The organism is Castellaniella hirudinis, from assembly GCF_047468865.1.
In the GTDB taxonomy this organism is placed as follows: domain Bacteria; phylum Pseudomonadota; class Gammaproteobacteria; order Burkholderiales; family Burkholderiaceae_B; genus Castellaniella; species Castellaniella hirudinis_A.
Genome location: NZ_JBLGTV010000004.1, coordinates 1 through 11,785, shown reverse-complemented (window position 1 = coordinate 11,785; position 11,785 = coordinate 1). Strand labels below are relative to the sequence as shown.

The following is an 11,785-nucleotide window of genomic DNA, read 5'->3' as shown; positions in this document are numbered from 1 at the left end:
CGCGCCCGTTGGGATGCCGTCGCGTCCCCGGCCACGGCGCGCGCGATGCTGTCTGGCCTGATACGCGGCCATGCGCCGCCGCGCCGCAGGCCAGGGCTACAGCGCCCGCAGCGCTACATAGGCCGCCGTGCCGGCCACGATGCTCAACAGCGTTTGCCGGGTGCGCCATTGCAGCAGCACCACCAGGGCCACGGCCAGCAGCTCCTGCCAGAGGCCGGCGGGATTCTGGCGCGACTGTCCGGCCAGGGTGTCCACCAGCAGCAGCACCATGATCGACAGGGGCAGGGCATCGCCCAGCTTGTGCACCAGCGGGTGGCGCCGCAGCCAATGGCCCGCGATGAACGGCAAGGCGCGCAGGCCCGCAGTGATGATGGCCATCAGGCCGATGGCCGCCAGGATGTAATCCGGGTCAGTCATGGCGGGCTCGGGTGTGGCGGGGGCCGGCAACCGGGCGCGCGGGGCGCAGCGCAACGGCGATCAGGCTCAGGGCGATGGCCGCCGCCAGGGCCTGGCCGGGCAGCACCGCCAGGGCCACGGCATAGGCCGCCAGCGCAATCCAGATAGGCGCCACATCGCGCCGGGCGCGCCATTGCTCGACCGCCAGCACGGCGAACAGGGCGGCCAGCACGAAGTCCAGGCCCGTCAGGCCGATTTGCACTTGAGCGCCCAGCACTACCCCCAGCACAGTGCCCAGCACCCACCAGCCCTGGTTCAGGGCGCATACCAGCGCCATGCGCCGCGCCCGATCCTGGGGACGGAGCGCCGTCAGGACGGAGTAGGATTCGTCCGTGAGGGCGAAAATGCTGTACCAGCGCTGCCAGCGCCGGGAGGGCATGTTGTTTAACAACGACAGGCCGTAGAAGATGTGCCGCAAGTTCAGCACCAGCGTGGCCAGGGCAATCGCGCCCAAGGGCAGCCCGGCGGCCAGCATCGGCACCATCATGAACTGGGCCGCGCCCGCATAGACCAGCAGGCTGGACAGCACCGCCAGTTCGCCCGGGCCGCCCGCCTGCACGAACAGGAACCCGAAGACGGCCCCCAGCGGGATATAGCCCATGGCGACCGGGGCGCTCAGGCTGATCATGGAGAGAGAAGCGGGTGAAGCGGACATCGTGATGGGGGTGAAAGGGCGGGCGCGGGCCACGGGACAAGCGCGTGTAACGATAGCACGGACGGCCGTGGAGAAAAAACCGGGCTTGTGGTGAAATAAGGGTTGTAACTTTTTGATGCTTCAGCCATGAAACATCCTCAAGCAGGCAACCCCTCCCGCGATGCGCACACTTGATCCAGCCACTCTCTTGATCGTTGTCGCTTTTGTCCAGTTTCTGGTGGGGGGGTTGACGTTTGCCGCCGCCTTCCAGGCGGGCCGCGATCGCACCCTGCTGTGGGTGGCGACCAGCATCTGGCTGGCCTGCCTGGGTTTTTTGATGGGCATCGCGCGTGAGCGCATCGACTGGTTTGCGCTGTCCGTGATCGTCACCAATAGCCTGATCATCACGGGGCATGCTTGTTTGTGGACCAGTTTGAATGTGTTTCGCGGACGGCCTGTTTCCTGGGCCGGGATGGGGCTGGGCGCGGCCGCCTGGCTGCTGCTTTCCCTGTGGCCGGCCTTCATGCTGCATGCGGGCTGGCGGGTGGTGGCCTATTCCTTGATTTGCCTGTGCTACATCGGGGCGAGTGTGCGGGCTGTGTGGCCGCAGTGGCGCCTCAACCGGGGCGCGGCCCTGCCGTTGCTGTGCTTTCTGGTGGCGCATGGGGGCTTCTACGTTTACCGCGTGTTCACCACCGCCTTGCCCGGGGATATCTGGCCGTACTGGCCGGACTTTTCTCTCGTCATGCTGGAAGCCTTGTTCTTCGGCATCGGCCTGCCGTTCGGCGTCTTGATGATGGTGCGCGCCCGGGCCGAGCAGAACTACCGCTATGCGGCTTTGCACGACGCCCTGACCAAGCTGCCCAACCGCCGCGCCCTGTTCGAGCGCGGTGCACCGATGCTCGAAAACGCCCGCCTGAACCATGTCGATGTCGCCGTGCTGATGTGCGATCTGGACTGGTTCAAAGCCATCAACGACCGTTTCGGCCATGAAGCCGGCGACCACGTCCTGGCGCGGTTTGCGCAAGTGTTGCGCGGCTGCGCCGGTGATTCGGCGTTGCCCGCCCGCCTGGGCGGCGAGGAATTCACCGTGTTGGCGACCAGCCTGGGGCCGCTGGGCGCTCAGGCTCTGGCGGCCCGGATTCGCGCGCAGCTGTCCGATCAGGCGGCGAGCTTGCCGTGCGCCATCACGGTCAGTATCGGCATCGCCTGCGCCCAGCAGGTCGGCTATAACCTGGATCGCCTGCTGGCCCGGGCGGATCAGGCGCTTTACGCCGCCAAGACGTCCGGCCGGGATTGCGTGCGCGCCTGGCCGGTGTGGGTCAGCCAGGATGCCCGGGATGCCTCAGCCGCCATATCCCGCGGCGGCGGCGGGGCTGCGTGCCAGCATCCAGTCGATGCCTGACTGGCCCTGCGACTGCAGCCAGTCGTTGGCCTGGCGAAAATGCCCGCAGCCGATGAATGGCCGGGGCGGCCGCAGCGCGGACAACGGCGACGGGTGGTTGGCCAGCAGCACCTGGACGGGGCCTGCGGGGGCTTGCAGTTCCAGCAGGCGCTGGCGCGCCTGGGCATGGCTGCCCCACAGCATCAGCACCTTGGGACGAGGCTCGCGCAGCACGCGCATGATCAGGGCGTCGGTGATGTGTTCCCAGCCCAGCTTGGCGTGGGATGCCGGCCGGTGGGATTCCACCGTCAGGGCGGTGTTCAGCAACAGCACGCCCTGCCGGGCCCAACGCACCAGGCTGTTGCGCGGGGGGTGTTCCGGCGCGCCGTATTCCTGGGCCAGTTCCTTGAACATATTGCGCAGGCTGGGCGGGGTGGGACAGAAATCCGGCACCGAGAACGCCAGCCCCTGGGCTTGGTTGGGGCCGTGGTAGGGGTCTTGTCCCACGATCACCACTTGCACGGCTTCGGGCGGGGTTTCGATCAGGGCGCGAAAGGGCCGCAGCGGATAGATTTCCACGCCTTGCGCCAGGCGCTCGGCCAGCATGGCATCCAGCCGGGCCAGGATTTTGTGCAAGTGGGGGGCCTGCAGGGTGTCGCGCCAGGCGGGCGGCAGGGTATCGGCCTGCGCCAGCAGCGCGCCTGAAAAGGCGTTTTGGGCGGGGGGTTCCTTCTGTGGCATGGTCGATTCGGCGTCAAGCGGTCAGCGTGGTCACAAAACGTTGCGTCCGGGGATCCTGGGGCGCCGCGAACAGGGTTTTCGAATCGCCGGATTCTATGATGGCGCCGTCCTCCAGGTATACCGTCCGGCTGGCGATATGCGCGGCCAGGCGCAGGTCGTGCGTGGCCATCAGCATGGTCATGCCTTCGGCCGCCAGGTCGCCCAGCACGGCCACCACCTCGGCGGCCAGGCCCGGATCCAGGGCCGACGTCGGTTCGTCGCACAGCAGCACCTGGGGCGCCGGTGCCAGGGCGCGGGCGATGGCCACCCGCTGCTGCTGCCCGCCCGACAGGCTGGTGGGCCAGGCGTCGGCCTTGTCTTTCAGCCCCACCTTGTCCAGCAGTTCGCAGGCGCGGGCGTGGGCGCGGTCGCGCGGCCAGCGCTTCACCGTGACCAGGCCCTCCATGACGTTTTGCACCGCCGTCTGGTGGGGGAACAGCTGGAAATTCTGGAACACCATCCCGGTTTGTTGGCGGATGCGTTGCACCGCGTCGCGCGCGGGGTGTTGGCCCGGTGTAAAGCGAATATGTTCCGCGCCGATGGCCAGTTCGCCCGCGTCCGGGATTTCCAGCAGGTTGACGCAGCGCAGCAGCGTGCTTTTGCCACTGCCCGAAGGCCCGATCAATGCGGTCACCTGGCCTTCGGGGATCTGCACGCTGACGGTTTTCAGCACTTCGTGCGCGCCGAAGGCCTTGCGGATATGGCTTAACTGGATCATCGTTGGCCTTCGGAAAAAACGGCGTGCTGGCCGAAGTAGCGTTCCAGGCGGGTTTGGGCCGCGGAGAGGAAGCTGCACAGCACCAGGTAGACCAGGGCGGCTTCGGTGTACAGCACCAGGGGTTCGTAGGTGACCGATGCGATGCGCTGGGCCGCCTGGAAGATTTCGGGGACGGTGATGACGGCCGCCAGCGATGTGTCCTTGACCAGCGCGATGAAGGAATTGGACAGTGGCGGCACGGCCACGCGGGCGGCTTGCGGCAGCACCGTGCGGCGCAGAGCCTGGCCGCGGGTCATGCTCAGTGAGTACGCCGCGTCCCATTGGCCCTTGGGGATGGCTTCGATGGCCCCCCGGATGACTTCGGCGTTATAGGCCCCCATGTTCAGCGAAAAGCCGATCAGGGCGGCGGTCAGGGGATCCAGCACCACGCCGATGCTGGGCAGGCCGTAAAAGATCAGAAACAGCTGCACCAGCAAAGGCGTGCCACGGATCAGCCAGATGTAGAAACGGACGATGGCCACCAGCGGCGGCGGCCCGAACAGGCGCGCGATGGCGGCCAGAAAGGCCAGCACCAGCCCGGCCAGAAAGGACAGGATCGCCAGCGGCACCGTGAATTTGATCCCCCCGACCAGCAGCGGCCAGAGGGAGTTGGACATGAGTTCTAGCCAGTCTGGCACAGGGACGTCCTTGTGTTTTTATGGTCGCGGAAATGCGTCCTGGCCCGGTCAAGGGCCGGGCCAGGACGGTCGATGCCACGTGCCGGCGATCAGCGATCGGCCCACGGCTTGGGCGACAGGTCTTCGCCGAAGTATTGCTCGGAGATGGGTTTGTAGGTGCCTTCCTTGCTGATTTTTTGCAGCGCCTGGTCGATGGCCGCCTTCAGCGCGGGCTGGTTCTTGCGCATCAACACCCCGGAACGGCCGAACTCAGCGCTATCGTCGGTAGCCACCAGCTTGACCTTGGCATTGGGCTGCTGCTTCTTGAAGTCGAGAAATGACAGTTTGTCGTTCACGGTGGCATCGACCCGCCCGGAGGTCAGCAAGGCGATGGCGTCGTTGAAACCCTGAACCGGGACGACTTCGGCGCCGTGTTGTTGCGCCAGCTTGCCGAAGTTGCTGGTGATGCTGTTGGCCGAGCGCTTGCCCTTGAGATCGTCGAAAGACTGGATGTCGGTGTTGTCATCGCGCACGATCAGCGCGGCCGCCGAGGCAATATAGGGCTCGGAAAAATCGAACTTCGCCTGGCGCTCGGGGCTGATGCCCACCTGATTGATCACGACATCGTAGCGGTTGGCATCCAGCCCGGCGATCAGCCCGTCCCATTTGCCTTCGATGAATTCGGGTTTGACCCCCAGTTCTTTGGCCAGTGCCCGGCCGATGTCCACGTCGAAGCCCACCAGGCGGTTGTCTTTCTGGTCGTGGAAGGAAAACGGCGCATAGGTGCCTTCAGTGCCGATGCGCAGCACACCCGCTTTCTGGATGGCCGCCAGGTCGGCGTCGGGGGCGGCCTGGGCGGCGGGGGTGGCCAACAGCAGCGGTAGGGCGGCGGCCAGGATCAGCGCGGAGATTTTTTTCATGGATGACTCGGTTATCAAGTGGTTTTGTTATATCAATGGCTTGTTTTATAGGTTTTCATTCTAATAAACCTGGGATGCCGCTGCAAAGCTTTTCGGTTTTTAAGTATATGCGAGCCGGTTATATGGGCAATTCGCCGAAAGGCGGATGATCGGATGCGTCATCATCGGCAGGCGGATGGCCGGATGCGCCGTCAATACGTCGTCATCCACCGTCAATACGCCGCAGCCATCGCGGACGTGACGCTTGCCCGGCGTTCGTCCCGGGGGGGCAGGCGTCGCCCCCGCCGCTTCCGGCGGCCTTGGGTCGGCTTAGATTCTTTCCCAGATCGTCACCTCGGACAGGGTGTGCTGGAATTTGCGCCGTGTCTCGCGGATCACGAACGGCACGTCCCGGGGGCCGGCGATCAAGCGGAAATGCTGGCCCAGGTGGTCTTTCAGGCCGTCCAGCGTGGTGTAGTTCTCGGCGTCCTTCTTGAAGCCGCCCACCCAGGCGTGGCGGGGCGTGTGTTCTTCCAGCCAGGTGTAGGGGGAGGCGATCATCAGCAGGCCGCCCGGCACGATGCGGTCGTGGATCTGACCCAGGAACCGGGCGGGATCGTACAAGCGGTCGATCAGGTTGGCCGCCAGCACCAGGTCGTAGTCCGTATAGTGCGGCTTCAGGTTGCAGGCGTCGCCCTGGTAGAACTCCACCCGCTCGATGGTGTCCCGCAGGCCCAGTTCGGCCAGGCTGCGGGCTTTGTAGGACACCAGTTCGCCTTCGTCGGCCAGGGTGTAGCGCAACTGGCCGGATTGGATCAGCTGCACTCCCTGGTTGATGAAGCGCGCCGAGAAATCCACCCCGGTCACGTGGTCGAAAGCGCGGGCCAGCTCGAAGGTCGCCCGCCCCGAGGCGCAGCCCAGATCCAGCGCGCGGCGGCGGGGCCGGTCGCCCAGGGCCTCGATGGCGATTTGGGCCAGCGCCTGCGGGAAATTGGGCACGTCGAAGTAGCGGTCGCCGTAGTGGAATTCAGCATATTCCGACATGAGTTTGTCGGTTTCGTAGTAGGCGGCGGGGGCTTCGGCCGGGGCGTGCGAAATCACATAGCGAAAACCGGCATGCTGGAAGAAATGCCGCCGGAAGGCATAGCGCGAGGCCCGCACGGCTTCGTTGCCGCAGGCAATCCAGGAACCGCCCTTGATGAGGTTGTGGCGGCCATCGAAGGTCGGCGTGGTGAAGTCATCGTAGATCGGATGGACATCGAAGCCATCGAAGGGGTAGGTGGGGGTCTCCGTCCATTGCCAGACATTGCCCACCACGTCGTACCAGTCGCCGTGGGCGTAGCGGTTGACTGGGCAGGACGAGGCCCCGTGATCCAGGTGCAGATTGGCCTGGCAGGGCTGGCCGGCGGCGGGATCCCGCAGGCCGGCGGCGTCGTACAGCCGATACCATTCGTCTTCGGTGGGCAGGCGCACCGGCTGGCCGGTTTCGGCCGCTTTCCAGTTGCAGAAGGCCTTGGCTTCCAGGTAATTGACTTCCACCGGCCAGGCCCATGGCATGGGGATTTCCTGCGTCATCAGGCGCAGGGCCCAGCCCTGGGTTTTCTTGACCCAGAACGTGGGGTGTTCGGCCCGGCTGTAATCCAGCCATTGGCGGCCTTCTTCCGTCCAGTCGCGGTGGTTGCGGTAGCCGCCCGCCTCGACGAAGGCCAGGTATTCCTGGTTGCTGACCAGGTAGCGGCTGGCCTGGAAGGATTCGATGTCCGCCGTGTGATGGCCGTATTCGTTGTCCCAGCCGTATTGTGGGCTGGCGTAGTCTTTGCCGACCTGCACGACGCCCGCCGGCACCCGGACGGCTTCATTGGCCGGCGCGGCCTCGCCCGTATCGGCGATGGGCGCCCAGCCCGCCGCCGGGCGGACGTACTTGAGCAGGTGCTGGCGGATCAGCACGGAAGACGTTTCGATGTGGATGCGTTCGTGTTCCACCCCCATGATGATGGCCCACCAGGGGTTTTGCCAGTCGATGGGCGATTGCAGGGGCGCGTGGTCGATCAGGCCGCAGACCAGCTGGCGCACCTGGTCGCGGTAGGCCTGGACTTCGGCGACGCTGGGCCAATCGTAGTTTTTTTCATCCAGGTCGTCCCAGCTCATTTCATCCACGCCCACGGCGAAAATGGATTCCAGGCGCTGATCCAGCCGCTGGCCGATCATCCGGGTCAGCAACAGCTTGTTGACGAAGAACGTGGCCGTGTGCCCGAAATAGAAGATCAGGGGATGGCGCAGGGCGATGGGCTTGACGTAATAGGCGTCGTCGCCGGCCAGGCACTGGAACAGCGATTCGTAGCGGTCGAAGGTTTCCAGGAAATACTGCCGCATCGTGGCCCGCAGGCGCTGGGTATCTGGATCGGCCAGGTTCGGGGTGCGGGCGAACAGGGCGCCGCCGGCCGGGGTGTGCCGCGGTTGCGCAGTCGTGTTCGAGGCGGGAGAGGTCATGGTAAATCCTTATAGAGCGTGCCCGAGCGGAAGCGGGCCGAATGGCTTGGAACAATGGTACTGCGGGAAGGCGGCGGGTAGCCGTCGGTGACGGCCCGCTGGTCGCCACGCGCGGGTTTCCCATGCATAATAAATAGCATAGATGTCGCCCGATTCTGGTCTGTTTCATGGGGGCCCTCATTGGTATGGGAATACCATCCCTTCAGTTCTTGCGTGTTTTCCTGTCCGTTGGGGGGTGGGCCGGTGTGCTCGCATTGATCGGCTGTTGGCTGGCCTTGCAGGGGCCCGCGGCGCAGGCGCAGCCCCTGCAAGCCCTGTGCGACATGGTTGCCCTGCCGGCGCCGCAGGCGCAGACGGCCCCCTTGCCGGAACTCTGCTTCGTCCGGGACGATGCCCATGCCCTGACGCCCCAGGATGTCCTGAGCGGCCGCTGGCCCATGCAAAAACGGGCCGCCGACCAGATGACGTTCGTCCAGACGCCGGCCGCTTATTGGGTGTATGTCCCGATGCGCAATCCGGGCGACCAGGATCAATCTTGGTTTCTGCAGCTGGACTACCCCTTGCTGGATCAGGTGGATTTCTGGGTGTTCGACCTGGGGGCCGGGCCGCCCCGGGCGGCGCCCAGGCTGATCGACGCTGTTCACATGGGCGATGCGCAGCCCTTCGATGCCCGGCCGGTCAAGCACCGTCTTTTTTTCCTGCCCTTGCATTTTGGCCCCGGGCAGGCGCAAGGCGTGGTGTTGCGGGTGCAAAGCTCCGGGGCGCTCAATTTGCCCTTGTCCTTGACCACCGCGCAGGCCGGCCTGGAACGCACCCAGACCTACAGCCTGGTTCAGGGGATGTTCATCGGGGCCATGCTGTTGCTGGCGGTGTTCAACTTGACGCTGTTTTTCCGTTTGCGCATTTGGCAGCCGTTGTTCAACGCGCTGTATGTGCTTTGCGCGGGCTTGTTCATCACCTCCATGGCGGGGCTGGCGTTTCAATACCTGTGGCCCGGCCTGCCCAGGCTGGCCAATCTGGCCATTCCCCTGACCGAAGTCCTGGCGATCCTCAGCCTGCTGCTGTTCACCCAGCATTTTCTGGCGGTCGGCCGGCAGTCCTGGCCGCGCCAATGGCGGGCCTTCCGGGGCTTGTATCTGCTTGGCCTGGGGTTGTTCCTGGCCAGTTTCTGGTTGCCCTACGAACTCAGCATCAAGGCCAACACAATCTATGCCCTGTCCAGCATGGTGCTGATGTTCGGCATCAGTATCCGCCATGCCCGGCAGGGCGAACGCATGGCGCATCTGTACTTGCTTTCCTGGCTGGTGTTTTTTTCCGGCTTTCTGTTGTATGGCCTGGCCGCCTTTGGCCTGATCCCGGGTTTCGTCGCCCAGGAACGCTGGATGCAGATCGGCCTGGGCAGCCAGATATTTCTGCTGACCTATGCCGAGGTCATGCAGCTGCGCCAGCTCATGGATCGCGCCCTGCAGATCGAATCCTCGGCCCGCAGTTCGCTGCAGCATCAGGTGCAGCTGCGAACCGCCGACCTCGAAACCACCATGGCCGCGCTGGAACAGGCCAACCAGCAGCTGCGGGCACTGAGCCAGCACGATCCCTTGACGGGGCTGCTGAATCGCCGGGGGCTGGACAATGCCCTGGCGCAACTGTTGCGCCAGGCCGACGGCGCGTCCGGCTATCAGCTGGTTCTGGTGGTGTTCGATCTGGATCACTTCAAGCAGGTCAACGATGCCTATGGACACGACATGGGCGATGTGGCCCTGCAATGGGTGGCGGAAGTCCTGCGCAACCTGGTGCGCCGCCAGGCGGACGTGCTGGGCCGCTTCGGCGGCGAGGAATTCGTCGCCCTGCTGCCGGGCACGACCCTGGACAGCGCCGTCCAACTGGTCGATGGGCTGCTGGCGCATGTGCGCGGGCACCCGGTACCGCTGCCGGACGGGCGGTCGCTGCCGCTGACCCTCAGCGCGGGCCTGGCGGTCTGGCAGCCGGAGGACACCGCCCAGTCGCTGTTTCGGCGGGCGGATGAATGCCTGTACCGGGCCAAGTCCGGTGGCCGCGATCAGGTGGCGTTCGGCCTCGCGGGCCAGGGCCGCGCGCCGGACTGACGGCCGCCGGCGGCTGTGGGTCGCGGCCCTGAACAGCAAGCCTTGCCGCTCGGGTTTCAGGGTAAAACCCAGTGCCCGGGCTATATGTATATATTCGTAGATAAAGAATACCTGTCAAGATTGTGCGGTTTGACCCTGTTTATGTCAGGGATGACCCTGACAGCAAGTCAGAAATACCGCACAATAGGCCTTTTACTTTTGCTTGAGAAGGATCAAGATGGCACGCATCGTTCTGTTCGAAAACATCCACGCCAGCGCCAAGGAAGTCTTTGTCGCGGCGGGCTTCGACGAGGTCATTACCTACCCGGGGGCATTGACGGGCGATGCCTTGCTCGACGCCCTGAAAGGGGCGCAGGTGGCGGGCATCCGTTCCCGCACCCACCTGGATCAAAGCGTGCTGTCCAGCTTGCCCGATTTGCGTGCCATCGGCTGCTTCTGCATCGGCACCAACCAAGTCGATCTGGAAACCGCCGCGCTCAACGGGGTGCCGGTGTTCAACGCGCCGTATTCCAATACCCGCTCGGTGGCCGAACTCGTCCTGGGCGAAGCCATTCTGTTGCTGCGCCGCATCCCGGAGAAAAACGCCCGGGTGCACGAGGGCTTCTGGGATAAAACGGCCGACGGCGCCTACGAGGCCCGGGGCAAGACCCTGGGCATCGTGGGTTATGGCAACATCGGTTCGCAAGTCGGCATCCTGGCCGAATCCTTCGGCATGCGGGTGCTGTATCACGACATCGAAGCCAAGCTGCCTCTGGGCAACGCCCATGCCACCACGTCCCTGCAAAAATTCCTGGGGCAGGCCGACGTCGTCACCCTGCACGTTCCCGGCGGCAAGGACACCAGCAACCTGATCGACACCGATGCGATCGCCGCCATGAAACCCGGCAGCATCCTGATCAACGCCTCGCGCGGCACGGTGGTCGATATCCCCGCCCTGCAGCGGGCCTTGAAATCGGGCCATCTGTCGGGCGCCGCCATCGACGTCTTCCCCACCGAGCCCAAGAGCCGCGACGAGGCGCTGGACAGCCCCCTGCGCGGCCTGCACAACGTGATTCTCACACCGCACATCGGCGGCAGCACCCAGGAATCCCAGGAAAACATCGGCCGCGAGGTCGCCGAAAAACTCAAGCGCTTCGTCAGCAGCGGCACCACCAAAGGCACAGTCAATTTCCCCGAAATTTCCTACCACGAACCGGCCGGCACGGCGCGCATCATCCATATCCACCAGAATGTGCCGGGGGCCATGGGGGCACTCAGCAACCTGATGGGCGAGTTCGGCCTCAATATCGTCAGCCAGCAGCTGCAGACACGCGGCAAGATCGGCTACGCCATCACCGATGTCGACGGCGAAGTCACCGACCAGGTCATCGAGGGCCTGCGCCGCCACCCCATTACCATTCGCTGCGACCGCGTCTAACGGGTTCCGGGCCGGTTTTCCGCGCCCGGGTTCGCCGTCCGCCGCATGCGCAAAGCCCCCCGGCAGTCCAGGCTGCCGGGGGGCTTTGCGCATGCGGCTCAAGCGTCCAGGCGGGGCCTGGCGCCGTCTGCTTTCATTATTTTTGCCTAAAACAGCACTAAATCGGTCCAATTAATTCGTCGGCCCTGCATAATCCCAGCAACCCGCATGAACACTGAGCATTCTAGCTATATCCGATATCCATAACTC

Annotated in this window: 10 protein-coding genes; 3 read left to right on the top strand and 7 right to left on the bottom strand. The window is 64.8% G+C overall.

All coding sequences use genetic code 11. The annotated features are described in order from the left end of the window. Positions 1 to 96 precede the first annotated feature (96 nt). Entirely contained in the window at positions 97 to 417 is a 321-nt protein-coding gene (locus tag ACMHYJ_RS07055) for a branched-chain amino acid transporter permease (RefSeq protein ID WP_414245511.1), read from the bottom strand. Continuing rightward, complete coding sequence (locus tag ACMHYJ_RS07050; protein ID WP_414245510.1) at positions 410 to 1,084, bottom strand: AzlC family ABC transporter permease; 675 nt, start codon at positions 1,082 to 1,084, stop codon at positions 410 to 412. Before ACMHYJ_RS07050 ends, ACMHYJ_RS07055 begins: the two co-directional genes overlap by 8 nt. A 214-nt stretch (positions 1,085 to 1,298) precedes the next feature. Here ACMHYJ_RS07050 and ACMHYJ_RS07045 point away from each other — a divergent pair, with 214 nt between their 5' ends. Beyond that, positions 1,299 to 2,495 carry a diguanylate cyclase domain-containing protein gene (locus tag ACMHYJ_RS07045; RefSeq protein ID WP_414245509.1) on the top strand — a complete coding sequence of 399 codons (1,197 nt, stop codon included), beginning with the start codon at positions 1,299 to 1,301 and terminating at the stop codon, positions 2,493 to 2,495. Here the strand turns inward: ACMHYJ_RS07045 and ACMHYJ_RS07040 are convergent. The 5 genes from ACMHYJ_RS07040 to ovoA form a co-directional block, all read right to left on the bottom strand. Then, positions 2,436 to 3,215 carry a uracil-DNA glycosylase gene (locus tag ACMHYJ_RS07040; RefSeq protein WP_414245508.1) on the bottom strand — a complete coding sequence of 260 codons (780 nt, stop codon included), beginning with the start codon at positions 3,213 to 3,215 and terminating at the stop codon, positions 2,436 to 2,438. The genes ACMHYJ_RS07045 and ACMHYJ_RS07040 overlap by 60 nt on opposite strands. A gap of 13 nt (positions 3,216 to 3,228) precedes the next feature. After that, positions 3,229 to 3,972, bottom strand: a complete 744-nt coding sequence (locus ACMHYJ_RS07035; RefSeq protein WP_414245507.1) for an amino acid ABC transporter ATP-binding protein — start codon at positions 3,970 to 3,972, stop codon at positions 3,229 to 3,231. Continuing rightward, positions 3,969 to 4,649, bottom strand: coding sequence for an amino acid ABC transporter permease (locus tag ACMHYJ_RS07030; RefSeq protein ID WP_414245506.1), 681 nt, complete (start codon positions 4,647 to 4,649; stop codon positions 3,969 to 3,971). Before ACMHYJ_RS07030 ends, ACMHYJ_RS07035 begins: the two co-directional genes overlap by 4 nt. 89 nt (positions 4,650 to 4,738) lie before the next feature. Further along, entirely contained in the window at positions 4,739 to 5,548 is an 810-nt protein-coding gene (locus ACMHYJ_RS07025) for an amino acid ABC transporter substrate-binding protein (protein WP_414245505.1), read from the bottom strand. Positions 5,549 to 5,857: 309 nt separating this feature from the next. Next, positions 5,858 to 8,017: a 5-histidylcysteine sulfoxide synthase gene (gene ovoA, locus ACMHYJ_RS07020; protein WP_414245504.1), complete on the bottom strand. Its 2,160-nt coding sequence runs from the start codon at positions 8,015 to 8,017 to the stop codon at positions 5,858 to 5,860. A 245-nt stretch (positions 8,018 to 8,262) separates the two neighbouring features. On the opposite strand from ovoA, the gene ACMHYJ_RS07015 reads away from it, so the two are divergent. Then, the gene (locus ACMHYJ_RS07015) at positions 8,263 to 10,119 is read left to right on the top strand and encodes a diguanylate cyclase (protein WP_414245503.1); all 1,857 of its coding nucleotides are present in this window, start codon (positions 8,263 to 8,265) and stop codon (positions 10,117 to 10,119) included. A gap of 217 nt (positions 10,120 to 10,336) precedes the next feature. After that, positions 10,337 to 11,536, top strand: coding sequence for a phosphoglycerate dehydrogenase (serA, locus tag ACMHYJ_RS07010; protein WP_414245502.1), 1,200 nt, complete (start codon positions 10,337 to 10,339; stop codon positions 11,534 to 11,536). Positions 11,537 to 11,785 lie beyond the last annotated feature (249 nt).